The sequence below is a fragment of the Phocicoccus schoeneichii genome (genome assembly GCF_014635565.1).
Classification (GTDB): Bacteria; Bacillota; Bacilli; order Staphylococcales; family Salinicoccaceae; genus Phocicoccus; species Phocicoccus schoeneichii.
Genome location: NZ_BMDB01000004.1, coordinates 13707 through 39027 on the forward strand (window position 1 = coordinate 13707; position 25321 = coordinate 39027).

Annotated in this window: 34 protein-coding genes, 1 pseudogene, 1 riboswitch and 2 other annotated features; of the genes and pseudogenes, 9 read left to right on the top strand and 26 right to left on the bottom strand. The window is 33.8% G+C overall.

The annotated features are described in order from the left end of the window. Window positions 1–7: 7 nt before the first annotated feature. The 4 genes from IEU51_RS07950 to IEU51_RS07965 form a co-directional block, all read right to left on the bottom strand. Entirely contained in the window at window positions 8–514 is a 507-nt protein-coding gene (locus IEU51_RS07950; protein ID WP_186088577.1) for an acyl-CoA thioesterase, read from the bottom strand. A gap of 59 nt (window positions 515–573) precedes the next feature. After that, window positions 574–747, bottom strand: coding sequence for a hypothetical protein (locus tag IEU51_RS07955; protein ID WP_186088608.1), 174 nt, complete (start codon window positions 745–747; stop codon window positions 574–576). Window positions 748–820: 73 nt separating this feature from the next. After that, entirely contained in the window at window positions 821–2050 is a 1230-nt protein-coding gene (locus IEU51_RS07960; RefSeq protein WP_186088576.1) for an aminopeptidase, read from the bottom strand. Between the two features lie 15 nt (window positions 2051–2065). Next, complete coding sequence (locus IEU51_RS07965; protein ID WP_186088575.1) at window positions 2066–2263, bottom strand: DUF1128 family protein; 198 nt, start codon at window positions 2261–2263, stop codon at window positions 2066–2068. Window positions 2264–2406: 143 nt separating this feature from the next. Here IEU51_RS07965 and IEU51_RS07970 point away from each other — a divergent pair, with 143 nt between their 5' ends. From IEU51_RS07970 to IEU51_RS07980, 3 genes are read left to right on the top strand one after another with little or no spacing between them, the layout of a single operon-like run. Then, window positions 2407–2727 (top strand): YtxH domain-containing protein, encoded by a 321-nt coding sequence (locus tag IEU51_RS07970; RefSeq protein WP_186088574.1) that lies wholly within the window; start codon window positions 2407–2409, stop codon window positions 2725–2727. A gap of 51 nt (window positions 2728–2778) precedes the next feature. Then, window positions 2779–3798 carry a YihY/virulence factor BrkB family protein gene (locus tag IEU51_RS07975; protein ID WP_186088573.1) on the top strand — a complete coding sequence of 340 codons (1020 nt, stop codon included), beginning with the start codon at window positions 2779–2781 and terminating at the stop codon, window positions 3796–3798. Beyond that, on the top strand, window positions 3795–4358 hold the full coding sequence (locus IEU51_RS07980) for a beta-class carbonic anhydrase (protein WP_186088572.1): 564 nt from the start codon (window positions 3795–3797) through the stop codon (window positions 4356–4358). The genes IEU51_RS07975 and IEU51_RS07980 overlap by 4 nt, the downstream gene beginning before the upstream one ends. 44 nt (window positions 4359–4402) lie before the next feature. Here the strand turns inward: IEU51_RS07980 and map are convergent, their stop codons facing one another. Then, complete coding sequence (gene map, locus IEU51_RS07985) at window positions 4403–5155, bottom strand: type I methionyl aminopeptidase (protein WP_186088571.1); 753 nt, start codon at window positions 5153–5155, stop codon at window positions 4403–4405. A 54-nt stretch (window positions 5156–5209) separates the two neighbouring features. Beyond that, the gene (dinB, locus tag IEU51_RS07990; RefSeq protein ID WP_186088570.1) at window positions 5210–6277 is read right to left on the bottom strand and encodes a DNA polymerase IV; all 1068 of its coding nucleotides are present in this window, start codon (window positions 6275–6277) and stop codon (window positions 5210–5212) included. Between the two features lie 112 nt (window positions 6278–6389). Between dinB and IEU51_RS07995 the strand changes: the two genes are divergently transcribed. Further along, complete coding sequence (locus IEU51_RS07995; RefSeq protein WP_186088569.1) at window positions 6390–7406, top strand: NAD(P)/FAD-dependent oxidoreductase; 1017 nt, start codon at window positions 6390–6392, stop codon at window positions 7404–7406. Window positions 7407–7426: 20 nt separating this feature from the next. Here the strand turns inward: IEU51_RS07995 and IEU51_RS08000 are convergent, their stop codons facing one another. Together IEU51_RS08000 and IEU51_RS08005 are read right to left on the bottom strand one after the other, a co-directional pair. Further along, the gene (locus IEU51_RS08000) at window positions 7427–7660 is read right to left on the bottom strand and encodes a hypothetical protein (RefSeq protein WP_186088568.1); all 234 of its coding nucleotides are present in this window, start codon (window positions 7658–7660) and stop codon (window positions 7427–7429) included. Between the two features lie 32 nt (window positions 7661–7692). After that, a complete protein-coding gene (locus IEU51_RS08005) occupies window positions 7693–8193 on the bottom strand; it encodes a hypothetical protein (protein WP_186088567.1) in 501 nt (166 codons plus the stop codon). Window positions 8194–8604: 411 nt separating this feature from the next. On the opposite strand from IEU51_RS08005, the gene IEU51_RS08010 reads away from it, so the two are divergent. Together IEU51_RS08010 and arsC are read left to right on the top strand one after the other, a co-directional pair. After that, on the top strand, window positions 8605–9897 hold the full coding sequence (locus tag IEU51_RS08010; RefSeq protein ID WP_308808181.1) for an arsenic transporter: 1293 nt from the start codon (window positions 8605–8607) through the stop codon (window positions 9895–9897). Window positions 9898–9909: 12 nt separating this feature from the next. Continuing rightward, window positions 9910–10305 (top strand): arsenate reductase (thioredoxin), encoded by a 396-nt coding sequence (arsC, locus tag IEU51_RS08015; RefSeq protein ID WP_186088566.1) that lies wholly within the window; start codon window positions 9910–9912, stop codon window positions 10303–10305. Window positions 10306–10341: 36 nt separating this feature from the next. On the opposite strand, the gene IEU51_RS08020 is transcribed toward arsC, so the two are convergent. The 5 genes from IEU51_RS08020 to IEU51_RS08040 all read right to left on the bottom strand — a co-directional run bounded on the left by IEU51_RS08020 (window position 10342) and on the right by IEU51_RS08040 (window position 15239). After that, window positions 10342–12057, bottom strand: a complete 1716-nt coding sequence (locus IEU51_RS08020) for a hypothetical protein (protein WP_186088565.1) — start codon at window positions 12055–12057, stop codon at window positions 10342–10344. 112 nt (window positions 12058–12169) lie between these two features. Next, the gene (locus IEU51_RS08025) at window positions 12170–13030 is read right to left on the bottom strand and encodes an aminoglycoside phosphotransferase family protein (RefSeq protein ID WP_229713922.1); all 861 of its coding nucleotides are present in this window, start codon (window positions 13028–13030) and stop codon (window positions 12170–12172) included. Continuing rightward, window positions 13014–13649: a DUF3885 domain-containing protein gene (locus tag IEU51_RS08030; protein WP_186088563.1), complete on the bottom strand. Its 636-nt coding sequence runs from the start codon at window positions 13647–13649 to the stop codon at window positions 13014–13016. The genes IEU51_RS08025 and IEU51_RS08030 overlap by 17 nt, the downstream gene beginning before the upstream one ends. A gap of 308 nt (window positions 13650–13957) precedes the next feature. Further along, window positions 13958–14518, bottom strand: a complete 561-nt coding sequence (locus tag IEU51_RS08035; protein ID WP_186088562.1) for a TetR/AcrR family transcriptional regulator — start codon at window positions 14516–14518, stop codon at window positions 13958–13960. A gap of 19 nt (window positions 14519–14537) precedes the next feature. Beyond that, complete coding sequence (locus tag IEU51_RS08040; protein WP_186088561.1) at window positions 14538–15239, bottom strand: ferredoxin reductase domain-containing protein; 702 nt, start codon at window positions 15237–15239, stop codon at window positions 14538–14540. A gap of 275 nt (window positions 15240–15514) precedes the next feature. After that, window positions 15515–15613, top strand: a riboswitch (guanidine-I (ykkC/yxkD leader). Between the two features lie 47 nt (window positions 15614–15660). On the opposite strand from IEU51_RS08040, the gene IEU51_RS08045 reads away from it, so the two are divergent. Both IEU51_RS08045 and IEU51_RS08050 read left to right on the top strand, forming a co-directional pair. After that, window positions 15661–16011, top strand: a complete 351-nt coding sequence (locus IEU51_RS08045; RefSeq protein ID WP_186088560.1) for a DMT family transporter — start codon at window positions 15661–15663, stop codon at window positions 16009–16011. Next, window positions 16011–16325, top strand: a complete 315-nt coding sequence (locus IEU51_RS08050) for a DMT family transporter (RefSeq protein WP_186088559.1) — start codon at window positions 16011–16013, stop codon at window positions 16323–16325. Before IEU51_RS08045 ends, IEU51_RS08050 begins: the two co-directional genes overlap by 1 nt. 43 nt (window positions 16326–16368) lie before the next feature. Here the strand turns inward: IEU51_RS08050 and IEU51_RS08055 are convergent. From IEU51_RS08055 to IEU51_RS08070, 4 genes and pseudogenes are all read right to left on the bottom strand, one after another. Further along, window positions 16369–16646 (bottom strand): annotated as a pseudogene (locus tag IEU51_RS08055) (23S rRNA (uracil(1939)-C(5))-methyltransferase RlmD); the annotation flags it as partial. Beyond that, on the bottom strand, window positions 16633–16743 hold the full coding sequence (locus tag IEU51_RS09445) for a PH domain-containing protein (RefSeq protein ID WP_408634899.1): 111 nt from the start codon (window positions 16741–16743) through the stop codon (window positions 16633–16635). The gene IEU51_RS09445 and the pseudogene IEU51_RS08055, both read right to left, overlap by 14 nt. Window position 16744: 1 nt before the next feature. Further along, window positions 16745–17035, bottom strand: a complete 291-nt coding sequence (locus IEU51_RS08065; protein ID WP_186088558.1) for a PH domain-containing protein — start codon at window positions 17033–17035, stop codon at window positions 16745–16747. Between the two features lie 157 nt (window positions 17036–17192). Next, complete coding sequence (locus tag IEU51_RS08070) at window positions 17193–17789, bottom strand: protein kinase (RefSeq protein ID WP_186088557.1); 597 nt, start codon at window positions 17787–17789, stop codon at window positions 17193–17195. Between the two features lie 301 nt (window positions 17790–18090). Continuing rightward, window positions 18091–18351, bottom strand: a binding site (T-box leader). Between the two features lie 41 nt (window positions 18352–18392). Further along, window positions 18393–18640 (bottom strand) — a binding site (T-box leader). 167 nt (window positions 18641–18807) lie between these two features. On the opposite strand from IEU51_RS08070, the gene IEU51_RS08075 reads away from it, so the two are divergent. Then, complete coding sequence (locus tag IEU51_RS08075) at window positions 18808–19173, top strand: hypothetical protein (RefSeq protein WP_186088556.1); 366 nt, start codon at window positions 18808–18810, stop codon at window positions 19171–19173. A gap of 357 nt (window positions 19174–19530) precedes the next feature. Here IEU51_RS08075 and IEU51_RS08080 read toward each other — a convergent pair whose 3' ends face one another. The 9 genes from IEU51_RS08080 to IEU51_RS09340 all read right to left on the bottom strand — a co-directional run bounded on the left by IEU51_RS08080 (window position 19531) and on the right by IEU51_RS09340 (window position 25317). Beyond that, window positions 19531–20001, bottom strand: coding sequence for a hypothetical protein (locus IEU51_RS08080; RefSeq protein WP_186088555.1), 471 nt, complete (start codon window positions 19999–20001; stop codon window positions 19531–19533). Window positions 20002–20076: 75 nt separating this feature from the next. Further along, entirely contained in the window at window positions 20077–20256 is a 180-nt protein-coding gene (locus tag IEU51_RS09455; RefSeq protein WP_229713923.1) for a hypothetical protein, read from the bottom strand. A 17-nt stretch (window positions 20257–20273) separates the two neighbouring features. Beyond that, the gene (locus IEU51_RS09460) at window positions 20274–20408 is read right to left on the bottom strand and encodes a gamma-glutamylcyclotransferase (protein WP_229713925.1); all 135 of its coding nucleotides are present in this window, start codon (window positions 20406–20408) and stop codon (window positions 20274–20276) included. A 375-nt stretch (window positions 20409–20783) separates the two neighbouring features. After that, window positions 20784–22544: a recombinase family protein gene (locus IEU51_RS08090; RefSeq protein ID WP_186088554.1), complete on the bottom strand. Its 1761-nt coding sequence runs from the start codon at window positions 22542–22544 to the stop codon at window positions 20784–20786. 582 nt (window positions 22545–23126) lie between these two features. After that, the gene (locus IEU51_RS08095; RefSeq protein WP_186088553.1) at window positions 23127–23381 is read right to left on the bottom strand and encodes a helix-turn-helix domain-containing protein; all 255 of its coding nucleotides are present in this window, start codon (window positions 23379–23381) and stop codon (window positions 23127–23129) included. Continuing rightward, window positions 23365–23802: an RNA polymerase sigma factor gene (locus tag IEU51_RS08100; protein ID WP_186088552.1), complete on the bottom strand. Its 438-nt coding sequence runs from the start codon at window positions 23800–23802 to the stop codon at window positions 23365–23367. Before IEU51_RS08100 ends, IEU51_RS08095 begins: the two co-directional genes overlap by 17 nt. 306 nt (window positions 23803–24108) lie before the next feature. Then, a complete protein-coding gene (locus IEU51_RS09385; protein ID WP_268234196.1) occupies window positions 24109–24237 on the bottom strand; it encodes a hypothetical protein in 129 nt (42 codons plus the stop codon). A gap of 21 nt (window positions 24238–24258) precedes the next feature. Beyond that, window positions 24259–24837 (bottom strand): methyltransferase domain-containing protein, encoded by a 579-nt coding sequence (locus tag IEU51_RS09335; RefSeq protein WP_229713926.1) that lies wholly within the window; start codon window positions 24835–24837, stop codon window positions 24259–24261. Window positions 24838–25008: 171 nt separating this feature from the next. After that, window positions 25009–25317: a methyltransferase domain-containing protein gene (locus IEU51_RS09340; RefSeq protein WP_229713928.1), complete on the bottom strand. Its 309-nt coding sequence runs from the start codon at window positions 25315–25317 to the stop codon at window positions 25009–25011. Between the last annotated feature and the right edge of the window lie 4 nt (window positions 25318–25321).

The window sequence follows — 25321 nt, forward strand, 5'->3', positions numbered from 1 at the left end:
AAATCACCTAATATAAATCTTTCGCGATGTACTCCGAAAGTTCTTTTGTATGTTCTAAACGGGCTTTTCTTCTTTCAACACGAATGTTGGCGCTATCAATTAAGAATTGAAGTGCTTCTGAGTCACATTCAATTCCAGGTACTGGTTTTGATTTCCCGTTATCGTCTAATGCAACAAAAGTAATGAAGCAGAAACCTGTTAACACAGGGCTCGAGTCTTCAGTCAAGCTTTCTTTAGAAACTTTAACCATGACTTCCATAGATGAACGTCCAGTTCCAGTGATTACTGATTCTAAAATAACTACTTCACCTACATCGATTGGCGCTAAAAAATCCATTGAGTCAATCGATGCTGTTACAACATTTGAACGACAATGGCGACGTGCTGTGATTGCTGCAACATCGTCTATGTATGCAAGTAGTTTACCACCAAAAATTGTATTGTAGCTGTTTGTATCTTGTGGGAATACAATTGCACTTTTAACAGTGTAAGACTCTGACATTTTTTTGATCATATTTTCCACCTATTCCTAAAATAATTGAAAAAAAGAGGAGAACGTGTCTCCTCTCCTGATTAAATCTCTCTATCTAATGCTTCTTGTTTTGTATCCACTGTAATTGCATCTTGGCTGTGGAATGCTTTTGATAAGAAGTAGAATAGCACTCCTGAAAATCCTAAGATTGCAAACATGAACGACAATAGAACGAGTGTGCTCATTCCGTATCCGAAAAATCCAAATGATTCCATTTCGGGATCCCCCTATACTCATATATACTTACATTTATTTTAACACAATTTTGTCACAATATACATGTGTTTTTTAAATTGCCCAATCTCCTTTTTTGAAGATCGCAGTTTCAGTTCCATCTTTCTCGATTCCAGTGATATCTAAGTCCGCACTACCAATCATGAAGTCAACATGTGTAATTGAATCGTTAATGCCTTCTTGTTCTAGCTCTTCACGTGACATTTCTTTTCCACCATCAACGCTGAATGCATATCCAGAACCAAGCGCAATATGGCATGATGCATTTTCATCGTACAATGTGTTGTAGAATAAAGTACCAGTATTAGAGATAGGTGAATCATCTGGTACGAGTGCTACTTCACCTAAGAAACGTGCACCCTCATCTGTTTCTAGAATATTTTCTAAGATTTCATATCCAACACCCGCTTCAAAATCAACGACTTTACCCTCTTTGAATGTAAGTTTAAAGTCATCGATGATGTTACCACCGTATGATAAAGGTAGAGTATTTGAAACATATCCATTCACACCTGTTTTCTTAGGCGCAGTAAATACTTCTTCTGTAGGCATGTTTGCCATGAAGTCTCGTCCATCGCTATCTTTACTAGATGCACCTGCCCATAGATGTTTCTCTGGTAGTTCGATTGTTAAATCAGTACCTGGTGATACGAATCTAAGTGCATGGAACTTTTTACCGTTTAAGAAATCTACTTTTTCGTGTAAGTTTTTATCATGTTGTAACCATGCTTCTACAGGATTCTCTTGGTCTGCACGGACTGTGTAAAGAATTAAATCAAGTAATTTTTCAACTGCTTCGTTTTCATCTAAATCTGGGTAAACCAGTTTTGCCCACTCAGGTGATGGATAACCTGCTACACACCATGAATGATAGTCAGACTGTGAGCGTGCTGAAAATTCTTTTAATGCTGTACCTGTCGCAATTTGCATTTTTCTAAGCTTCATCGGGTCAATCCCTTTTAATAGTTCAGGTGAACTTGAAATTAAGCTTAAGAAACCTGCTTTCTCATTGCTGTAGTGCATTCTCTCTTCAACGATCCAGTCATGAACAGTTGCGAGTTCATCTTCACTACGATTCAGAACGTTTAGTCGTTGAATTTTATCGTCAGATAGATTTACTTTAACTTCAGCAGCACCACGGTCATAAGCCACTTCAACGACTTTTCTAACAAGTGGTAATGCGTCAGTAGTTGCATTGATAAACATACGCTTACCTTCATGGATGTTTAAACCTACATCTACTAATAACTCAGCATAATTTTGTAATTTTTGATTTAATTCCATACTTACACCCCTTAATTAATTTCGTAAATTTTTAAGTTCATCTAAAATCATCGTTGTCTCTTGCGGTGAAAAATTATCACGGCTCGAAACGAACTCATGTATCTCTTTTATATTATCATAATTATCTTCGTTAAAATCTTTAGCTTTTAAAAGCCCTTTATTCACGACATTCAGATTTTCTTCAATCTCTTCTAACATTTGACTTATTTCCATTTTACCCCTCCTACCACTTCACATGAGTTCATTTTAACAAAATTAACGTTAATGTACGAAATAATATTGGTTTTTAGTTTAAAAGCAAGCTAAAATGGATATATCTAAGGTAGATTAGTAATAATTTTGAGGAGTAGATAAGAATGAAAAACAAATTAATACCAGCAGTTCTACTTGGTGCCTTAGTCGGCGGACTAGTGAGCCTAGTTGATAAATCGACAAGAGATAATGTTGTTTCTGGTTCTAAGAAAGTCGTATCTTTCGCAAAGAATCCAGATGAGTTAAAGAACCAATTCTCTAGCGCGTCAAACGAACCATCTAAGTTTGAACAAATTAAAGAAGAAGTATTATTCTGGAAAGATACAATCGAAGAGATTCGTAGAAACAACCCAGAGCTCGAGCAATCAATTATTGATGCTAAAGATACATTCATGAAATATAGAGAGCAAAAACACTTAAACTAGAAATAAGGGCGTATCGTTACGCCCTTTTCTTTGTATATAGGAGGGAAAACAATGTCATATGAAGATAACGAGAAATATTTAGAAAAAATTAAAGAGAAAACTGAAGAGATGAAAAAGGAAAGAAAAAAAGATGATACATTCGTCGATTATGTAGAATTTAAATCGATTCCTAATAAGAAAAATTCAACCTTTTATTTATCTCAAGTAAACCGCCCGGTTGCTTTAAAAGATGATGCAGGATTTTTAGGGAAACTGATGTTTAGGTTCTCAAAAGATAATACGACAGGGATGGCTGCACAGCTTGCTTATTATTTCTTACTCGCAATCTTCCCTGCCCTAATTTTCTTATTATCAATCGTCCCAATGTTTAACGTGGATGCAGATAGTCTAACGAACATGATCAATCAATACGCTCCAGAACAGATTTCTGGCCTGCTTGAAGGAATTTTAAATGAAGTAATGAATACAAAATCCGGTGGGCTTTTCTCAATAGGTTTAATTTTAACTTTATGGTCCGCATCTAACGGGATGAACCAATTGATGAACGCATTTAACGTTGCATATGATATTGAAGACACAAGAAACCCAATCCTAGCAAGATTTTTATCAGTTATATTTACATTACTACTTGCGTTAGCTGTCGTTGGTACATTCGTATTTACAATTTTAGGTGACCAAATTGGTAAATTTATGTTTGGGTTCGTTGGTCTAGACAATGAATTCCAATGGATTTGGAATCTCGTACGTACAGTATTACCTTTAATCTTAGTATTCGTCGTTTTTTTACTTGTTTACACATTGGCACCAAGTATAAAAGTTAAGCTAAAATCAGTGATTCCAGGGACATTGTTTTCAACAGTGATGTTCTTATTAATATCAGCTGGATTTGGGTTCTATGTATCGAACTTTAGTAACTACACTGCAACTTATGGTAGTATTGCAGGGGTAATTATTTTAATTTTTTGGTTGTATATAACGTCAATCGTACTGATTCTTGGTGCACAGATTAACTCACTTATACACAAAAAAATTGTTGCAAAAAATCCAGATCGGAAGGTATACAACGTATGACATTATTAGAAGAACTTCTTGATTTTAATTCTAAATTTGTCGAAGAGGAAAAATATCTAGAATATAGGACAACAAGTACTCCAGATAAAAAACTACTTATTGTCTCATGTATGGATACACGCTTAACAGAGCTATCTCTAAAAGCATTAGGTTTAAAAAACGGAGACATCAAACAAGTTAAAAATGCTGGCGCAGTAATTTCACATCCATATGGTAGTACAATGCGGAGCATTTTAGTTGGTGTCTATCAGTTAAACGTAGACGAAGTCATTATCATGGGTCATTATGATTGTGGATTTGGAGCACTTAAACCAGAGCCAATTGTTCAAGCAATGCAAGATAGAGGCATCAACAAGAGTGTTTTCGAGACATTAGAACATTCAGGCATTGAAGTTTATAGCTGGCTTAAAGGGTTTGACAGTGTTGAAGAAAGTGTTCTTGAAGGCGTCAAAAATATTAAAAATCATCCACTCATGGACGATAGCGTCCCTATTCATGGTTTAGTAATGAATCCTGAAACTGGAAAAGTAGACTTAATCGTTAATGGGTATGAATACTAGAATATATCTAAATAAAAAAAGTTCGCACATGAGTGCGAACTTTTTTATTCTACTTCTGTTAATAATACTGGGCCGTCTTTGGTTACTAGAACTGTGTGTTCTTTCTGAGCAACGAAGCTACCGTCTTTTGTTTCAAATGCCCAGTCGTCTTTTCCATCTGTAACAAGTGTTGCGTTTGAACTAATAAATGGCTCAATTGCAAGAACCATACCTTCACGTAGGATGGATTTATCTGCTGGATCAAAGTAGTTCATAACGTGTTTTGGATCTTCATGTAAGCTACGTCCAACACCATGACCAGTTAAATTTTTAATAACAGTCAGACCATTTTTACGTGCTGTATTATGCACTGCACGTCCAATTTGAGATACTTTTGCACCTGGTTTAACTTTCTTCATTGCTTCTTCAAATGCCATTTCACAAACGTCAATCACACGTTTTTTTTTTTCATTTGTAGATTCACCCGCAATAAATGAAAGACCAGTGTCTGCATAAAATCCATTCTTAGTTGCAGAAACGTCGATATTTACAATATCTCCTGATTCAATGACACGTGATCCAGGAATTCCATGTGCAACTTCTTCATTGATGCTGATACATGTATATCCAGGAAAGTCATATTCACTGATTGGAGCACTCACTGCACCGTATTCTTCTAGTTTTTTGCCAGCAAAATCATCGACCTCTTTTGTCGTCATACCTACTTTAGCAAACTGAATCGTCTCTTTTAGAACTCGGCCACAAATTTGACCAATTTCCTTCATTCCTTGATATTCTTCATCTGTCTTAATGATCAATGTTTAACCCTTCTTTATAAAAAATTCTTTTAATAGTATATCACTCATTATACATTAGATAAAATCATAGATTGTCATATTTCTATAAACTCGTGTTTCTAAACCAGATACTGTAACCCCGATAAGTCGCACTGGTGTCACAGGATCCTTCAAATCCATATATAACTTTGAGGCAAATTCATAGATTTCTTCTGTTTGATAGACTGGGTTTGATAGCATCGTTTGTTTTGTATGAGTTGAGAAATCCCTATTTCTGATTTTTACTGTAACGACTCGGCCTGCCATGTCTTTATCTTTTAAACGTTTACTTACTTCACCTGATAAAGATAATAATACTCTTAGGAGTTCTTCGTCTTCATTACGGTCATAACTAAACGTCGTTTCTTTTCCGATGCTTTGACGAATTCTATCTTTTTGTAGCATAGCTGTACCAATGCCTCGCGCTTTGTTATAAAGGCTTTCACCACGTTTGCCGAACTCTAAAATAAGTGCGTCTTTTGACCAATCGTATAGATCTTTACCCGTAAGAATTCCTTTAGACTTCATGGTTTCTTCTGTTACTTTTCCTACTCCAGGGAAGTCACCAATGTCTAGACTCCAAAGTAACTCTTGAACGTTTTCGTAATCGATGACGGTTGTGCCGCTTGGTTTATTCATACCAGAAGCAATTTTTGCGAGATATTTATTATATGAAACACCAGCACTTGATGTCAGTCCGGTTGTTTCATAAATTTTACTTTGGATTTCTAGCGCAATCATTCGAGCTGAACGTTTTCTATTCACAAGATGAGTAATATCGAGGTATGCCTCATCTAAACTTAATGGCTCTACAATATCCGTGTATGATAAAAATATGTCTCTAATTTGTGCGGAAATTTCCCTATATCTATCAAAGCGAGCGCGTAAGAATATACCATCTGGACACTTTTGGTGTGCAACTTTCATAGCCATCGCTGAGTGAACACCGTATTTACGCGCTTCATAACTCGCTGTAGATACAACTCCACGACTAAAAGACCGGCCACCTACGATTACCGGTTTTCCTCTATATGCTTTATTATCATTTTGTTCAACTTGAGCATAAAATGCATCCATATCCACATGTATAATACGCTTTTCCATAACTTTCACCATATATAGTATACCAAAATTCGAACACACGTTCTATATCGAATGCTTGAAATTAATCTACACTAACACGTATACTTTTAAAAAAGACGTTAGGAGAGATTTCATGATTCATATCATCGGTGGCGGACTTCAAGGTATGAGTATCGCGTTCTTGCTACAAAAAGAAAATATACAATCGATCGTTTATGACAGGAATGATAAAGGACAAGCATCCGCCGCTTCAGCAGGAATCATCGTGCCATGGGTGTCACAGAGACGCAACAAGCCTTGGCTGAAACTCGTGACAAGTGGCGCGAAATATTATCCTGAGTTTATTGAACTCATAAATGCACATACAACACTCTCGACGAATTATGAAAATAACGGTGCTGTAATTCTTTTTGATGATGACAACAAGCTAGAAAAAGCACGTAAGAGAATTAAAGCTAAGATGGAGTTATATCCTGAAATCGGAAAATTAAATAATGATATTAGTAAGCATGATGCACTAACACAGGATCATACAGGACTATACGTTTCTGGAGGCTCGCAAGTCACTGGTGGAGGACTTTTAAATGCATTAAAAGATGCGTACTTATCACTTGGGGGTACGATCAAAAATGAGTCATTCAAAGATAAAGACAGAAATGATACAGATACTTACATTTTTACAACCGGCGCTTGGGGGATTGAGCAACCTTTCGAACCAAAAGTCTCCCACCAGCGTGCAGAAATTTATCATTTTAAAACTTTAAATACAGCGTTCGAGCATTTACCAGTTGTGATGCACCGTAGCCATTATATTGTAAACACTGGGAAAAATACATTTGCGATAGGCACAACTCACATTGATACAGAAAGTTTTGATGTTACACCGAACACAGAAAACTATCAGTATTTAAAGAACCTAGTAAGAGAATATTTCAGAGACATTGAATATGAAGATATAGAAATGCGTGTTGGACTTAGACCTTACACGAGAGACTTTCTCCCCTACATCGGTCAGCCAGATAAAAATACTTATGCGATTAATGGACTCGGTTCAAGTGGACTCACTGCAGCGCCTTATATCGCTAAAGAAATTGTTACACATATCAAAACAGGCACATGCGAGATCAATTTTAGTGAATACGATTATTGACATAAAAAAGAACTGACTCGTCAGTTCGTCCAGTAATTAATGGTTGCGAATATTGAGTAAATAAAAACACCGATGTTTGCAACTAAAACAATAATTGCAATCTTGTCTCTCTTTTCAATCAGGTTGGTCACACTAAAGATGATTCCAAGCATGGACATTAAAATAGTAATGAGCCAACCATTTTCGTTATTTAGAACCATAGGTAAAAACACTGCAATTAAAGGAGTTAAAATACTATAAGCTAAAATATACATGGTTGTTCCTCCAATGGATGATTCATTCGATATTATAAGTATTTTTTAAATGGGATATCTTCACGTTTATATAACTTAAACATGAAATACATTAAGAAGAGCGCACTCATCTCATAACGTTCCGCATTATCGTTTAAGACAATTTCATCATCAGCAATACGACCGATGATTGTCTTGTCTTTTATCATTTCAACAACTCCAGTTGTATTCTCTTTGAAAACATAAGGTATATCGTTGATGATTCCATCAACACGGAAGTTCATAATGTTATGTATTTTTTTCTCACGTAGTTTAAATAATTCTCCACCAAAAATCATGCGATAACGTGCAACATTCATGTCTTTGAATCGACGCTTTTTAAGGCCTAAAAAATAAGAATCGTTATCATTATATGTAAAAACATAACTATTTCTCTCATCAAACCCGCTTTCGTTTGATAAAACCACCTCACCAATGCGATTATCCGCTTCATCGGTAATATATACATTCCTACTATTATGACGCTTACCTATTTCCCAATAATAATGTCTCATCAAGGTCACCTTCCTTACCCATTATTATACATAAAAATTACGCGATCAGATAAGGTTTCGTAATAAAAAGACGAAAACTTGTGATTATTTTCAAAATTTTTAATTAATTATAAAAAGACGTTCAAAATGAACGTCTTAAATTATTACTCAATAGTATAAATCTCATTTTAGAAAATTTAAGTACACCATGCATATAAGCTATAGTTGTTAAAAAGTTTAGAATGAAGATCATACCAATCATCATTCATATTTAAAATTGCCTTACTTGAACATCGATTGTGAAAAACTCATTCATGAATTAGAACAAAAAGATAAATATACATTAATCTGAAGCATAAATTTCGGCTTTTTTCATTGCATTCCACTATATTAATTTATATATTTAAACATAGTGAAAGGAACGAATTTTTAATGTCTATTTTTCTAGCTTTAATTATATTTTTAATTACATTGAGTTTAGTCATCATACAACCAAAAGGTCTATCTATTGGATGGTCAGCAATTGGTGGTGCCATTCTTGCTTTAATTGTTGGCGTTGTGAATTTTAGTGATGTTATTGAAGTGACAGGTATCGTATGGAACGCAACGCTCGCATTTGTAGCGATTATCTTGATTTCTCTCATCCTAGATGAAATTGGATTATTTGAATGGGCAGCATTACATATGGCAAAATTTGCTAAAGGCAACGGTGTGCGTATGTTTATCTATGTCAGCCTTTTAGGTGCTGTTGTTTCGGCATTATTTGCAAACGACGGTGCTGCATTAATTCTGACACCTATTGTGTTATCAATGGTTCGCAACTTGAATTTCAAGGAGAAGTTTATATTTCCCTTTATAATGGCGAGTGGATTCATTGCGGATACAACATCCCTACCATTTGTTATTAGTAACCTTGTAAACATCGTTTCAGCTGATTTCTTTAACATAGGATTCATTGAGTATGCAATCCGTATGATGTTACCAAACCTATTCTCACTCATTGCGACAATCCTAGTTTTATTTATATATTTTAGAAAAGATATTCCAAAAGTATATGATGTAGCACACGTAAAACAACCGATTGAGGCTATAAAAGATCACAAACTCTTTAAATGGTCGTGGGTTGTGTTAATTGTTTTAATGATTGGGTATTTTACGAGTGAGTTTATAGGCATTCCTGTTTCATTTATTGCGGGAATTGTGGCGATATTCTTCTTAGTACTTGCCAGAAATAGTGAAGCGGTAAACACGAAAACAGTGATTAAGGGTGCACCATGGGCGATTGTATTCTTCTCTATTGGTATGTATGTCGTTGTATTTGGACTTAAAAATGCTGGCCTCACGAATGTGTTAGCAAACTTAATTCAATCAAGTGCAGAACATGGATTATTCGTAGCTACAGTTGCGATGGGATTCATTGCAGCGATACTTTCATCTATCATGAATAATATGCCAACTGTCATGATTGATGCGATTGCGATTGCTGAGACGAATACAACTGGACTCACGAGAGAAGCACTGATATACGCAAACGTGATTGGTTCAGATTTAGGACCAAAAATTACGCCGATTGGATCACTTGCGACATTACTTTGGTTACATGTATTATCTACAAAAGGAATCAAAATCTCTTGGGGCACATACTTTAAAACAGGTATTATACTCACGATTCCTATTCTATTTATTACACTCGTTGGTCTGTATATATCGCTAATATTATTTTAGGAGAATATGATTATGGAGAAAAAACTCATTTACTTTTTATGCACAGGGAACTCGTGCAGAAGTCAGATGGCTGAAGGTTTTGGAAAAAAGTTCTTACCTGATTGGGATGTTTATAGCGCTGGAATCGAAACACACGGTGTGAATCCAAATGCAGTTAAAGCAATGCAAGAAGTTGGTATTGATATTTCAAATCAAACATCAGATTTAATCAATCCAACTATTTTTGAGAAAGCAACATTAGTTGTGACGCTTTGTAAAGATGCTGCTGATAAATGCCCAGTAATCCCAAAAGGAGTCAAACACGAACACTGGGGATTTGAAGACCCTGCTGGAAAAGATTGGAACACATTCCAGAGAATTCGTGACGAGATTGGTGAGAAGATAAAATCTTTTTCAGAAACATTATAAAAATAAATGAAAAAAGACTAGAGAGTATTCTTACCTCTAGTCTTCTTTTCTGAAATTCACTTGTACTAACTTTTCTGGATTGTATCTTAGGTTTGAACTGAATGTGCTGGTTTTATCTTTTGAAAGCATAATTTTTGTATTTGGATCATCAAATGATGCGTTAACCGTAGAGGCGTCTACAAGATTAATAATCGATGCCTCTGTGTCATTCATTGTTTTAAATGAGTTGAATATTGCATTAGAATTAATAACTTCAATGTTTCCACTTACTGCATAAGAATCAAACGTTACCTTACTCTCATCAATAATATTCATTGCATCAAATGAATCAGAAATCTCTATATCTTGTGCTATTAATTTAGATTTCATAAACACTACAGATGGTGTTTTGATATTATCATTTTTAGGATTTGCATTCGCTCTAAACTTTAGATTATCATGTGACCTAAAGCTATTCAGCTTCACAGTAGCATTGTTCGTGTATAATGACTGGTTTCCACACTGTTCCAATTCTACATTTGTAAGATTTAGATCCGTTACCCATGCATAGATACCAATATTTACACCTTTAATTCTCATATCTTCAAACAGGTTATCATCCGCTTCATTGATAGATACACCGTCTGCAAATGAACTTACTATATCGATATTTTTCGCTCGCAAATGCTTTGTCTTCTGAATAAAGAATCCTGGGAAATTATCATCTCTACTCTGACCAAAGTCTTGTAACCAAGCCGTATCTATAATTGGGCTATCACAATTTTTGATGCTCAGTGCATTGCACTCAATATTTTTTGCTGTAAGATTTTTAATGTTTATCTTAGAGTATTCCGTTAAGATACCTGTGAATGTATTTTCGATCTTCACATTATCTAAATCAACTTCAGAATGCATAAAACCAATCGCACCACTCGGCGAATTTTTGATTTCAATATTCTTCAGAGCTACTTTTGAATTATTGGTAATCGGAATACCAGGACTTGTTTGTTCTTTATCTAAATTTTTAATACTCATAAAGTCGTCGATATAGGCATCTTCAACAGTCACGTTGCTTTCTGAGATTCTAATCACATCTCTATATTGATGTATTGCTTTCAGATTTTTAACGACCGCATCCGACTGCTCGACAAGGATTGCGACTCCACCACCAGTAACTTCGAAATGACTCACATCTATTTTAGACTTCACACTATATATGCCATGGCTAAATGGAGATTGAATATTTACGTCCCTAACCGTTAGAGTTGAGCCATTATGAACACCGATACCAAACCCTTTTAAATCACATTTTGCAATAGACATCTTGGACTCAGTCACATAACAGGTTTCACCTTTACGTGCAACAAGCGTCGAGTTCTCGATGTTTACTGTCGATTGACCTCCTGCCCACACCACAGGATACTGGCTATCATGATTTACTTTGTAACCTTCTAAATAACACTCTTTAATATTTACAGTCCCTTGAGCAGAAGCATGTACAGTATTCGAAGGGTTCTCCTGAATAATGTATAATCCTTGCAAGTTCACGGTGCACGTACGAACTGTAATGACAGAACGTGATGTGTTCTCTTTGATGACAGCGTCACCTTTACCAATTACTGTCACATCTTTTCCGTGAAATACAACGTTTTCTATGTACTCGCCAGACTCGACATAGATCGTACCTCCAGGTAAAATATCATCAACCGCTTTTTGGATTGTTCTATATTTATTAAAGAAACCCGTTTGCTTTACAGTTATCTCTCTTTGCATAAGAATCACCCTATTCGTACCATAAGTAATTACTTAAATAGTACCATAGTTTAAGACGCACATAGATTCACCCATAAAAACCGCCTAAAGTAACTTCAAAGTGATCATATTATTATTCATGAGATTCTTCCCTGTTTATTAAAGTTATCAAAGTTTCTAGACTCGCATCATAGAACGATTGGTTTTCAGTAATCCCTCTTTTTACGCACCATCCGATACTCATAAACGCGTTTGTGAACTCATAAAAAGGAAGTACTAAGTTTAAGTCTATCAATGGACGTACAGATCTATAGCCTTCTTTATAGGCCCCAAAAACATCTGCATCAAACCTTAAATAATCTCTATAAATTTTAGTAAAATCTATCTCGGATGATCCAAAACGTACACTCTCAAAATCGATGACACCAGTTACTTTATCATTATCGACAATAATATTAGCAGGCCTGAAATCCATATGAATGAAACACGGACCATCTGGCTCTGGTAAATTATTTTTCATTTGTTCAAATTTAAGTATAGATTTATTATATAGATCTTTGTCAATTGCAGACTTTACGTTTTCTTTAAACCCTTCAAACATCTGTTCAACAAACGTGTTCCAATGTGGATATTCATTTTTGATTCCAGAATAAATGATATCCTCGTGTGGCCTAACATTATGCATTTTGGCATGTAATACACCTACTTGATACGCAATATTAGGTGGATCATTTTTAGAAAGCGGACGCCCTTTTAATTCAGACAAAAGGAATGTTTCAGAATTAAAGTCCAGTAATTTTGGAATCCTAACCTTTTCATTTAAAATATTAAAACTATCTAACTCACGTTGGTACTTTAGTTTTGAATATGGATATTTAACATACACAATTTCGCCAGAAGTTAATATCACTTTAAAAACTTCCGAACTATGAGAATCTTCAACTTCTAATACTCTAGCAATATCAAGACCAAAGCTTTCAGGAATCTTTTTCATTAAACACCTCATCAATCTCGTCTCTATCATAATCTAAAATCCAATGATTATATTTGTGATAGAGATGATCTATAGTATTTGTTTCATGAGCAGCAACATCAAGGCCACGGTCATCATAAAGATGAAATAAAATATTATGTTCTGTATTCATTAAATACACACTTGAACTTAAATCTAAATTGCCCCCAATATCCGACAAAATAATCTCTTTTAGCAACTTCTCTTTAAAAGAAGTTAAATTATCAAGTTCCCAATATAACTCGTAGTATTCAAATGGGTCACCATCTAACTCATATGCATTTGTAACAGAAGCATCTGGTTTACCTAAATTAAATACTTTGATTATTTTATTTTTATCTTTTTTATTATAAAAATCAATTTTTATTATCCAATTATCTTTAGGTAGATCATCTAAAATAGTAAGTGCACGGTTCAATGCTTCGTTCACATATAATGGATTTATCTTTGTTTTATTAAACAACCTAGAAATATAAATATCCTCATCTCCACCTATTTCAAAACGAATCGCAACTGGAGAAGTATAAAATACTGCTGAATCTTCTAAAGATGGAATTCCTATATCAAATAATGCTGTATTAAAACGTTTTATTACACTCATCGCATACCTCGTTCAATATTTTTTGTTTATTATACACATATAATCTATTTATTAAGAATCTTTTGTCCAGTCTACATATAGGTGATGTATTAAAAGTATTAGATATCATTTAATTAAGTTACTAGAAACACAAGAAAAGAGGTAACTATTTTTGGTATACATCAACTTTAGCGATCATGATTTTACTGTGAATTTAAATCACATTATGGACTATATAGAAAAGTTTCAAACGCCTTAAATATTAATACTATTTTTTAAAAAAAGACCTATCTACATGCAATTCGCATTGTTGATAGGTCTTAACCATTTTATTTTTGAATCCCCGACCAAAATATATCCCATGTTATCTTTTGTAGTCGTTCATATCTCTCTTTGTCTTCATAAACGAGCTGGATATTTAGACCATCAATTAACGTAACAAAAGCGAGTGCACAGTCTTCTGCACTTAGTCGGAATGATTCTTTTTGGAAACAACTTTTTAGTGTTTCAGTTAATACTCTGATAAATCTATAGGGCTCTTCTAAAATATCTTTTGGTATACCTTCAGGTGTCTGAAGCGTTGTCGTTAACATAAGTGTTACATTATGATCTGATAGAAATCGTTCTTTGTGTAGAGACAAAAAATTATATAGCTGCTCATCTATTTGTTTATCTTTATTTTCCTGAAAATAATTTCGGACAAAATTGATTTCTTTCTCCACTACCTCTTTATATACATTTTGAAATAGCTCGCATTTATTTGGAAAATGATATGCTAGTGACTGTTTACGAATACCAACTTCTTCTGCAATTTTAGAAAGACTTGTCCCTGCGTAGCCATAATGATTAAAATGTTTAATTGCGACTTCTTTAATTTTATCTCTACTCAATTTAACTACTCCTAACTACTTAAGCAGTAAAATATTTAGGTAATTGTACTGCATGCTTATCAAGTAAAATCTGCTCTTTTAGAATACCTTGTTCGCGTAATAATTCTATGTTTTGTACAATGAACTCGTCGCTACCTACAACATAAAATAGACCGCCTTTGTCTTCAGCAAGTTCTTTTACTCTCTCATAATAACTTTGACGGTTATCCACAAACTCAGAAGTAAATTTCTTCTCTGACGAACTCTCGAATACATCAGAGAATAAAAATTCTTTTGATGAATCAATATTTAGTGAATGAATTTGATTTACGTCATCCGCACGTTTTAAATATTCAAGAACAAGTGGTCTAAATGTTGCTAAACCTACACCTGATGATAATAAATAAATATTCTTGTTTTCTCTTTTTAGCGGCACGTTGGAATGAGTTTTAAATAGTGCAACATCATCTCCAACTGAATGTTCCTTTAATGCTTTTTTAAATTCAGAAGGCAGATCTCTGATACGTGTTGTAATTCCTATTACACTTTCATCATTCGTTGTTGAGATAGACATATGGCGTACCATTTTTTTGCCTACATTTTCATCTTGGAAACCTTTCAGTGCAAAATGCGTATGTGCGCCCTCTTCCCAAGTGAAGTCCTCAGGGCAGTCTAAGAAGTATGTTTTGACTTCTGAATTCTCATCTATGATCTTATTTATTTTAGTCCAATATATTTGCATTAAGCATGCTCCTCTATATATAATTTATAATTTCGTCTAACTTCACATGCGTCCTACTACACCATTTAGTATATTCTGACACGCGTCAGATTTCAATTTTTTAAGATTATCTTTTGTTGGTTTAATCTTATTTATGGTCACTTCTCCATTCTCTACTTTTACGACTTTTTCTAGTTATAAAATAATTAAAAGGGAAATACTGTTATTAATTAATTCTTGTTGATTTGAAAATAATATTAAAATCAGCTATAATCCTATTGACTAATATGTAAATATAAAATGTTTTCTAGGGTTCCGTAATCTATAGGTTAGCCTGGTCCAAGAGAAAACTCATAGATTTTTCTGTGTCACGGAAGGATAAAAGCCTGGGAGAAACTGATATCAGTTTTCTCAGGCTTTTTAATTTTATTTGGGGGTAACTATGAAAAAATATTGGTTCACTTTATTTTTAGCATCTTTTTTTGAAGTGTTATGGGTAATTGGACTTGCCCATTCATATAATTTTTGGACTTGGACGCTCACTGTAATCTTAATCATAGTAAGTAACGTTTTAATGATCAAAGTTGCACAGATTCTACCTACAACTACCGTCTATACTGTATTTGTTGGATTAGGAGCTGGTGGTACTGTAGTTGCAGAAATATTATTCTTTGGAGAACCTTTCAATTGGTTGAAGATTTTTTTAATTTTAACACTTTTAACTAGTGTGATTGGGCTGATGATTGTCACAGATTATGAAAAACGACAAAGCGAAGCGAGGTATGAGAGATAATGGCATGGATAAGCTTAATTATTTCAGGCATGTTTGAAACATTTGCGGTTTCAATGATCAATCGCTTAACTATTAAAAAAGATTGGCAAACTGTTATTTACATTCTCATCGGTATAGGTATGTCACTTGTGTTCTTGCACTATTCGTTAATTTATATTCCAATGGGAACAGCTTATGCAATATGGACAGGAATAAGCGTTGTGTGCAGTTCACTTATTGGTATGGTTTACTTTGGGGAATCAAAAAGTATCTATAGAATATTATTTATTGCACTGATTCTCAGCAGTGCAATTGGCTTAAAACTCATTTCATAGAAAAATGCCTGTTAGATAAAAATCTAACGGGCATTTAATATTTCTATATCTCTTTTAGTTCTAATAACGCCACAATTTCACAGTGCACCGTATGTAGAAATAGGTCCACAAGTTGTACGATTTTTAGTTCATAGCCAAAATCTTTGAGCAAGTTATATCTTTTGCGAGGAAGTAAGTATTTGTAACTTCGTTATCTTCTGCATTTTGTTTTGCTGATTCTATTGAAGTCTCGACAATTCCTATACCAGTAAGACGTTTCACGCATGTTGCAAATGGTAATGAGAACATTCCTACTTCGCAGAATAAGTCAATTATCGACTTCAATCGAGTTATTTTTAATTAATAAAGTTTCAATAAATTCGATTTTATCTTTTGGTGATACAATTACGTTATCATAAGTTTTATACTGAATTTCTATTCTATCTAAAGATAGCGCTGGTCCTGCTAATAGTGTTTTTGTAGCTTTTAATTTTTTTTTTTATAGTTTTAATATCTATTGTACTTTTAAAAGGTCCTGATCTAACTATAAGCTTTTCATCGTCAATTCTATAACTAGTCCCAAACCATAACCATAATAGTAGTGCATTGTTTAATATTCCGACAATATACACCACTATATTTTGTTCAGTTATCATTATAAAAAACATTAAAATGATTACTCCCCAAATAAGTACAGAAAGCCAAACATCTTTTTTAGATTTAAAATTCAACACTTCACCTCCAATATAATGAATGAAAGACGATATAATATTAATAGTTTACCACTTGTAATTATAATGATACCGCTATTTATATAAAATTTACGGACAAAAAAGCCCCGATTATTATCTGGGTTTAAGACATCTACTTAAATGTTTCTAAATCATTTTATTCTTTTCCACATTCATAACAGCGTTTATCTTTATCATTATCTCCATACATACGTAACTCTTTCTCTACTCCACAGCTGTTACAAATATCAAAGTATATTTGAGGAAGTATACCCTCTTCAGCTAATGGAACCCACATCGTTTCATACAAAGACTTTGTCATACCATAATCAATAAAAACAAGCTTTCCTTCATTATCTAATCCAAAATTACTACTGTCTTTTAAATCAAAGCAATCAAAATTTCTATCCAATTCATTCAAAATTTTTTCAAATGAATCAGGAATTAAATGCGAGTGATTCTCAAAGTTTATTTCATACGATTGATTATCTATAAGTTCTAAGGGTGCATAGTATTTTTGTATAGAAATAAGATCATCATAGTAATAGTTCTGAGCGAGTAAAGGATCTAGAAATTTATTCTCCATTTCGGTGTAAATTTCAAATTCATTTTTTGATTGGTTATATCCGATTGGATGTAAATTGACTTTTATTACATAGTCTGAAACTCTGTATACCTTTCTTGTAGAGCCTATCCCCACAAATTTTTTCTCTTTACAGTACAGCTTCCAATTTTTAATTAACTCTTCAAGCATATAATCTTCTCCTCTTATAAAGTCACTCTTAGTAGACTCGACCATTTGCTTAATGTTCAACTTTTTTATATCTTATCATAAATATATAAAATTCTGATGATGGTCTTTTTTGCTTTTAATTTTCCGAATAAGCAGGCACATAGGTGTTAACGTATCGCCTTCAATCTGACGAATTTTATAGGTCATGTTCATGTTTGTACACTCCTTTTGTTTATCATTATGTTAGTCTATTGTCATTTGCGTCAGTGAGTTGGAACGGTGTCACTCAATAAAAAAATCCCCCATAACCCCTGATAGGGTTATGGAGGACGATGCTGTTCGCGGTGCCACCTCACGTTAAATGTTAATTAATGCATTTCACTTCATCAAGGACAGGATATTTATTAGGAATAACTTAGCCTCTATCGATATAACGGTCGAACCCGTCGTACCCTACTTCAAGCAGGTTCAGGTACACTCTTGTAAGTCCATTCAAGCTTGATATAATGGCTAACCTTTCACCTGTGGTTGACTCTCTGTACATCCGTTATCAAGCTCTACTTATCTTACGCTATGAATTATTCATATATTTTTCAATAAAAAAAGGGTCTCTCGTCTTTAATTAAAAATGACGAGAAACCCGTGATACCTCCTTTGTTGACTGCTATAAACAGCCCACTTTAGCAGATCAATGAAAGATGTCATAAATCTGTGTCTCGATGTAACGGTGAGACAACCACTAACCTTAATAACCATTCAGCGTTCGGTTAGAGCTCAGAAGGCCATTCAGTTAATTTGTTCTACTAGTTCACAGCACCACTAGCTCTCTGAAAGAACATGATTAACTTACTCGTCTTCATCAACGCATTCCAATCATGAAATTAAGAATTACTATACAGGAGGCATTTGAAAATTTCAGCTATTCATACCAATTTTTTTATTTCTTAATCATTTTTATCACATTATATGTTTTTTTAAAAACTTGGCTTTTCCTCTTTTTAATTATATAATATTTTATAAAAGTTAAGGAGATGTACTTATGACATATTATTATTATATTGCATCTGATCAACCTTTTAAGTTTTCTGAAGGACAGCTTGATGCTTGGGAAGTAGATCATGATATAGAAGATTATATTGATGGGTTCGATGTTCCAATTCAACTTGAAATGCTTAGCCCACAAAAGGAAAGAGAATTATTCGCTTTACTTTTGTGCATTAAATACCATTTTGAGCATTTTCCGACAAGCACCGTTCAAATTGCTAACTATTTAAATTCAAACATTGAAGATTGTACGATTGATAAGAAAAAATCAATGCATTTAAAAGAGTTAACTGATCCAAAACAACTTGCTCTAGGTGTAGGAGAGCTGATGACAGTCAAAAACTACATCTCGCATATTTAAGTTTGTATTTTTATTTGTGCATAATCTTTCATAAAAGAATCGTATGAACTTTCATATATATTTTTTAAGTCTTTAATCAGTCTTATTTATAGCATATGAATCCCTCCACATTACATAATTATGTACTTATTTTGAAATCGGCATAGCATCTTTTGTAAATGGTAAAGACCCACCATAAACATTAATCCCAACACTACCAAAAACATATTTAACATAAGATCCCCCCTGATTCAAAAATCTGTACTTTTTATTGGCTACATTTCTTCAGCATAATGGCCCGATTCTACAATACAGGGCACAGATCTTTATTCAAGAATTGCGCCCGATTAAGGAAGGTACTATAGCATTTTTTATTGGTTAATCTTCAACTACATCTATTAAATCAGTATGAATACTAACGAAGTAAGTTTCTAATAATTCCTCTAATATGCCATCAAGCTTGTGGTATTCATCATCAGCCTTTTTAATAACATTATAAAATTCATCTTCTTCTACCTCTTCTTTTTCTAGAGCAATGTACAACCTCCACATTTCTTGACCGTACTTACTCTCAATCATTGCATAATCGTGAGCACCAATTTTCTCAAGAATAGTTATTAATTTGTTTATATAAATTTCAATGCTTATTTCTTCTATATACGATTCAAGCCAATTCAGTAAATTTTCGTGTCCTCCACCTTCAAGCTCAGAATAGTATTGAAAAATAATAAGTGCTTCATTTAAAACTGTGTCTTTAGTTGATAAATCAACTTCACTTATCGCTGTTATAATAGCGTTCCATATATTGTCGGTGTCTAATAACTCTTTTCTTGTCATTTTAGGCTTCATTGTAGTCCCCTTATTAATTATTTCCTTACAATAATCTTAAACAAAATGCCCCGTTTACAGAACTTTCAACATTGTTTATATCTTATCATGATTTTTCTTTACTATATCGTTTTCTAAAACCGCATCATTTTTTTCATATGAATCTTCAACAGCTCTACTTAAATATTCATCATCAAATCCTGTACTTTGATAACCTTCTAGAATAGTTGAGTAATAGAAACAACTCGGCTGTTCAAGTGGTCTACCTTCATTCATAATATAGACCATCGCATTTACTGTCTTTTATCGACTTTAACTTTCATCATTTCTTTTCTATATAGATGGGGCCATCCCTCATACCGGTCGAGTGCTTTTTCGTCATTGAGCGTAATCTGCCACACAAGGGCTGGTACGCTTTCCCCTTGCATGGTTCAACCGTTGCCACAGCATGCAACTGTGGCCCCCTAAAAGTGAGTTTGTGGTCCTTTATTTCACTTGTTCCTACTAATTTTGCAGTTGGACATCTGTTTGCCATTTGTTCTAGAATTAAATTTTATCCGTAGGCAATATATAATTTTCCTATCTTTTCAATCCTTTCACAATTTACTTCTGAATGATTCCGGGTGGCTTATCCAACCCGGAATCTCCATGTCAACCCTGATTTTCAGGGCATCTAAAGCCAATAAAAAAGGGTTCCGCTCGTTTATCCATCCAAAATAAACTTCAGCGAAACCCTATAAACCTTATTCTATCAACACTTCAACTCTTCCTATTCATCCACCCTAGACAATAACGCCACAATTTCACAGTGTGTCGGTGCTACTATGTGAACACAATTTATTATCCTCGTTGACTGTATGTGAACACAATTCGTTAGATGTTTTTGTGTTTTCTTTTTTCGCATTTCTTCTAGCTGGTTTAAATTTTTCGCCATCTAAACTATTACTTAAACCCGTTTTATATACAAACGTAATCATGGCAGGATCTTTGTTTCCATCTTCATCTACTCCACCGACAATTACTTTCTCAACGACACTTTCAAATACATAACGGTCAAACGTTTCAATCACTTCATTTTGTTCCAAAACTTTCTTGAAAGCTAATAAGCGTTTTTTAATATCCTTTTCTTCTTCTAAATTCGATAAGGACTTTTCTCTTGTTTGAACCTTCTCATTAATATCTTGCATGAGTGAATTATATTTATCCTCATACGTATTTTTATCGATAATATTCTCCAATCTCATATCTACTAATTTATTCTTTTTGTTTTCTAATCCTTGAATTTCTTTTTCCATTTTAGCTATTTCTTTATGAATCGTATTGTAGCTCAATGTTTCTTCCATTCGTTGCAAAAATTCTTCCAATACGTCTTTGTTATTATTACACATAATTCGGTAACTTTCTAGAAAGGCTTTTTCAATGGCTTCTTCGGGTATTCCTTTACTGTCTGGGCAGAATTTTTTTCCCTTCTTTGTACTTGTAACACACTGCCAAATCGTTTTGCTATATTTCGTTGAACTATGCCATCTGCGCCTTGTTAATGTACTTTCACAGTAACCACAATCAATCATACAGCTAAACGCATATTTACGACTATACTTCTCTCGCTTCCCACCATTATTTTCTACTGTATTTCGTCCTCGATTTCTTCTCATTCTAATTTCCTGTGCTTTATCAAATATTTCAGCACTGACAATTGGTTCATGGTGATTTCGTAAATAATACTGATCTTCCTCACCAAAGTTTTCTAATCGACGTTTCGAAATGGGATCTAATGTAAAAGTTTTTCCCATTAAAATATCGCCTTTATATTTTTCATTCTTGATAATTCCAAGTACAGTTGTTTCAGCCCACGTTGGAGTACCTCTCTTTGTTTTGTAGCCTAAATTCTCTAACTCCCTTGAGATGATACTACCTCCAGCTCCCTCAACATACCTTTGAAAAATATAACGAACAATTTCCGCTTCTTTTTCATTAATTGAAATACTTTTATCTTCTGGATGATAGTCATAACCAAGACATCCTTGAAAACCAACTAACTCTCCACGTTTCATTTTCATCTTTAACCCTTTTTTAACATTAGCAGATATGTTCTCAACTTCTTGTTGTGCAACTGAACTTAAAACGACAAGTAACAATTCACCATCCATTGTCAATGTATTAATTTTTTCATCTTCAAAATAAATGGCTATCTCTCTCTCTTTTAACATACGAACATATTTCAACGTATCTAATGTATTCCTTGCAAATCTAGATATTGACTTCGTAATCACCATATCAATATCTCCATTCATACAGTCATTAATCATTCGTTGAAAATCTCCACGTTTAGTAACCTGTGTACCTGTGATCGCCTCGTCCGCATAAATATCGGCTAACACCCATTCAACATTTTTCTGAATTAAATCAGAGTAATAAGAGACTTGTGATTTATAGCTATTTAACTGATCTTCCGAGTCTGTGCTTACTCTACAATAGGCTGCGACTCTAAGCTGTTTTATTTCTTTTCCACGTTTCTGATTGGCTAAGTTACTATTGGCCCGAATCACTTCTACTTCTGACATAATAGCTCCTCTCTTCGTGTTCCTTCTTACTTTCTATTATAACATCTAAAGGAACACAATTCAGCTTGTAATATCAGAAATAATGCCATATTCTTTCATTAATCTATTTTTAACCATGTAATATTCCTTGCCAGTAATCAATTTACGGGTTAGCAGTTGTTTTAACATAGAAATTTGTATACTATAATGAATCAAATTCTGTTTCAAAAAACACGCCCCCTTATAATTAATCAAAATCAGACGGCTGTTGGTTCAGCTCCACGGGAATTTCACCCCTGCAAGTATACCTTCCAGCTCTACTCATAGCTTGCGACGCTTTGAACGCTCGAACCATGACGGTAGAGGAGTATCATTATCCTATCTAATGAGTTATCGCCAGCAATCCACCACAATTGCATTAGATTCATAGATGATTGCTCGTTTCTTCTATTGAAAGTCATGGCGCATGAATCAAGTAGCTCTTCATCAGTAGAACGTATCTGATTTTTTTGATATATACTGCAAGGCGTTATCTTCCTTGCTTTCTTTGTCAAAGAACAAATGTATGATTAATGAAATGAAAGGGAAAACTTAACCATGTAATCAAATCTTGAAAGCTAAAATGGCTTGCATAAGCTTCGAACGTAAACGATCACGAGTATCTTCATCAACGCCCCAATACGTATTTCCTTGTTCGTCATAAAGTTTACGCATCGACAAACTAGTCATATAGCTTCCATAATGTAAAATGACGTATTTCATCGCTTCTGGCTCACCCTTATTTGCAGCTAAAATAATTGGATACGGTAATAAACCACGTTCGTTGTCTTTTGTGTTAGCATCAATCATCCCAGTCATCTGCATGTTCCTCCAAAAACCGTTTTAACCTTTTAAAAGAGCTTGTCCGTCTATACTGAACCGTACTACGAGGAATCTCTAGTAGTTCGGCTATTTCTACATCTGATTTATCAAGAAAATAGTATAGTAGGACGGTCTCACGCTTTTCTACTGGCAAAGTACGCAACGCTTCAGCAAGTAATTTCGTAGTAATTTTCTTTCCAGCCACTTGAAAACCTTGCTCTTCTCCTCCTCCATATTGTTTATCCAAGGTAAAGAGTTGATTTTCTTCTTGTGGGTTGAGATCAGAAAATGTCAGCTCCTTTGTAAGTAGTTGCTGCCTTTCGTTATAAATATTGATTGCTTCATTCTTCAATACTCGTTTACAAAAAGCATTAAAAGCACAGCGAATTTGCCATTCGGTACGATCTGGTTCTATCATGCATTTCCTCTCCCTTCGCAACTGCAAAGGTGGGTGATGATTTCCCCTTTCATAACCTTCAACAAGATTTTTAAGAAAATGCCAAATATAGAAGTGTTTTTCAAAAAAATAATTTAATATAAAAAAAGCCCAACTGATGCTAAATCAGATGGGTCTAACAGGCTATATTTCTTTATGATGTTAATTACATTTGATATTCGTTAAATTATTTAAGTATACATTTTCATATAAAATAAAATTTAAAGTTAATAAAAAGGAAGCACGAAACCTCATGCTCCCTTAATCGCTATTTCATAAGAAACATCACTATTTTTTTGCTTTTTTAGTTTTTGATTCTTGCTTATTCTCTTTACTATTTTCAATTTGTATAGAGCAACATTCTTGTTGTTTTGGCTTTAACTTAGAAAGAGCCTTTTTAAAACTACTTTTCTCCATTATTATCACCTCCTAAAATGATTAACAATTGCATGTTGGAGCACAATCGTCATTGTCATTACTGATTTGACCTTCATTTTCATCAATAAAATCAAAGCAATGCAAATATGGTTCTTTTTTTAATAAATTAAATGTCTTTTCACACACATACACTCTCTCACCTCTTTGATAGATATGATTGTCATCATCCTCAATATGTTTAAATGGTCCTTTATAAATAACAGATTGACCTTTATCAGTGCAAGATCCTTCTTTACCTTTATATGCTGTAACTGTCATACTTCTGAAATCAATATTGTTAATTGTTGTCCATGTTTCTTCACGTTTATCAATTTGAATACCATAAAACCCTACATTCTCAAATGCCTTGATAAATTCCCTTTCTTCTATTGCCCCTGAATAACAACCGCTCCATAAATCTTCATCTTCTCTCATTTCTTGAGGAACCTCCACATTTGAGACAATATCAGATATAACTGCTTTTCCATTTTTCTTCAAAACTCTATAAATCTCATTAAATAATTGTTCTTTCTCATTCGTCGAAACAAGATTCAAAACACAATTGGAAATAACAACATCTATACTATTATCTTCAATCATTGGAAGCGTTTCTTCTAAATAATAAATATAATTATTAATAGAATTAAAACTTGTTAAGTTAGTAGCTGGATTTTTTTCTATATACTTATCTAGCTTATCTAAATCTAACTTTAAATTTTGAATCTTTCCTTTATAAAAAGTAACATTGTCATAACCTAAAGTTTCAACTATCTATCCTTGATATTTCTTAGCTAGAGAAAGCATATCATCATTCATATCTACTCCAATGACTTTTCCAGTCTTCCCAACAATTTGCGAAACAATATAAGGGACTTTTCCACCACCACTACCTAAATCAAGAACTACATCTCCTTCTTTAATTTTCCCCAAAGGATCACCACAACCATAATCTTTTTCTATTATTTCTTCAGGTATGATTTTAAGGTACCTAGTATCGTATTCTACGGGACAACAAAGGTTTTGTTCATGATTAATAGCGGCACTACCATAACGTTTAATAACTGAGGATTCAATATTCATTTTA

Excerpts from the sequence above, each read along its gene's own strand:
- IEU51_RS07950 (WP_186088577.1), bottom strand. The coding sequence starts at position 514 with ATGATCAAAAAAATGTCAGAGTCTTACACTGTTAAAAGTGCAATTGTA.
- IEU51_RS07955 (WP_186088608.1), bottom strand. The coding sequence starts at position 747 with ATGGAATCATTTGGATTTTTCGGATACGGAATGAGCACACTCGTTCTA.
- IEU51_RS07960 (WP_186088576.1), bottom strand. The coding sequence starts at position 2,050 with ATGGAATTAAATCAAAAATTACAAAATTATGCTGAGTTATTAGTAGAT.
- IEU51_RS07965 (WP_186088575.1), bottom strand. The coding sequence starts at position 2,263 with ATGGAAATAAGTCAAATGTTAGAAGAGATTGAAGAAAATCTGAATGTC.
- IEU51_RS07970 (WP_186088574.1), top strand. The coding sequence starts at position 2,407 with ATGAAAAACAAATTAATACCAGCAGTTCTACTTGGTGCCTTAGTCGGC.
- IEU51_RS07975 (WP_186088573.1), top strand. The coding sequence starts at position 2,779 with ATGTCATATGAAGATAACGAGAAATATTTAGAAAAAATTAAAGAGAAA.
- IEU51_RS07980 (WP_186088572.1), top strand. The coding sequence starts at position 3,795 with ATGACATTATTAGAAGAACTTCTTGATTTTAATTCTAAATTTGTCGAA.
- dinB (WP_186088570.1), bottom strand. The coding sequence starts at position 6,277 with ATGGAAAAGCGTATTATACATGTGGATATGGATGCATTTTATGCTCAA.
- IEU51_RS07995 (WP_186088569.1), top strand. The coding sequence starts at position 6,390 with ATGATTCATATCATCGGTGGCGGACTTCAAGGTATGAGTATCGCGTTC.
- IEU51_RS08000 (WP_186088568.1), bottom strand. The coding sequence starts at position 7,660 with ATGTATATTTTAGCTTATAGTATTTTAACTCCTTTAATTGCAGTGTTT.
- IEU51_RS08005 (WP_186088567.1), bottom strand. The coding sequence starts at position 8,193 with ATGAGACATTATTATTGGGAAATAGGTAAGCGTCATAATAGTAGGAAT.
- IEU51_RS08010 (WP_308808181.1), top strand. The coding sequence starts at position 8,605 with ATGTCTATTTTTCTAGCTTTAATTATATTTTTAATTACATTGAGTTTA.
- arsC (WP_186088566.1), top strand. The coding sequence starts at position 9,910 with ATGGAGAAAAAACTCATTTACTTTTTATGCACAGGGAACTCGTGCAGA.
- IEU51_RS08020 (WP_186088565.1), bottom strand. The coding sequence starts at position 12,057 with ATGCAAAGAGAGATAACTGTAAAGCAAACGGGTTTCTTTAATAAATAT.
- IEU51_RS08025 (WP_229713922.1), bottom strand. The coding sequence starts at position 13,030 with ATGAAAAAGATTCCTGAAAGCTTTGGTCTTGATATTGCTAGAGTATTA.
- IEU51_RS08030 (WP_186088563.1), bottom strand. The coding sequence starts at position 13,649 with ATGAGTGTAATAAAACGTTTTAATACAGCATTATTTGATATAGGAATT.
- IEU51_RS08040 (WP_186088561.1), bottom strand. The coding sequence starts at position 15,239 with ATGCAAATATATTGGACTAAAATAAATAAGATCATAGATGAGAATTCA.
- IEU51_RS08045 (WP_186088560.1), top strand. The coding sequence starts at position 15,661 with ATGAAAAAATATTGGTTCACTTTATTTTTAGCATCTTTTTTTGAAGTG.
- IEU51_RS08050 (WP_186088559.1), top strand. The coding sequence starts at position 16,011 with ATGGCATGGATAAGCTTAATTATTTCAGGCATGTTTGAAACATTTGCG.
- IEU51_RS08070 (WP_186088557.1), bottom strand. The coding sequence starts at position 17,789 with ATGCTTGAAGAGTTAATTAAAAATTGGAAGCTGTACTGTAAAGAGAAA.
- IEU51_RS08075 (WP_186088556.1), top strand. The coding sequence starts at position 18,808 with ATGACATATTATTATTATATTGCATCTGATCAACCTTTTAAGTTTTCT.
- IEU51_RS08080 (WP_186088555.1), bottom strand. The coding sequence starts at position 20,001 with ATGAAGCCTAAAATGACAAGAAAAGAGTTATTAGACACCGACAATATA.
- IEU51_RS09455 (WP_229713923.1), bottom strand. The coding sequence starts at position 20,256 with ATGAATGAAGGTAGACCACTTGAACAGCCGAGTTGTTTCTATTACTCA.
- IEU51_RS09460 (WP_229713925.1), bottom strand. The coding sequence starts at position 20,408 with ATGCAAGGGGAAAGCGTACCAGCCCTTGTGTGGCAGATTACGCTCAAT.
- IEU51_RS08090 (WP_186088554.1), bottom strand. The coding sequence starts at position 22,544 with ATGTCAGAAGTAGAAGTGATTCGGGCCAATAGTAACTTAGCCAATCAG.
- IEU51_RS08095 (WP_186088553.1), bottom strand. The coding sequence starts at position 23,381 with ATGACTGGGATGATTGATGCTAACACAAAAGACAACGAACGTGGTTTA.
- IEU51_RS08100 (WP_186088552.1), bottom strand. The coding sequence starts at position 23,802 with ATGATAGAACCAGATCGTACCGAATGGCAAATTCGCTGTGCTTTTAAT.
- IEU51_RS09385 (WP_268234196.1), bottom strand. The coding sequence starts at position 24,237 with ATGGAGAAAAGTAGTTTTAAAAAGGCTCTTTCTAAGTTAAAGCCAAAA.
- IEU51_RS09335 (WP_229713926.1), bottom strand. The coding sequence starts at position 24,837 with ATGATTGAAGATAATAGTATAGATGTTGTTATTTCCAATTGTGTTTTG.
- IEU51_RS09340 (WP_229713928.1), bottom strand. The coding sequence starts at position 25,317 with ATGAATATTGAATCCTCAGTTATTAAACGTTATGGTAGTGCCGCTATT.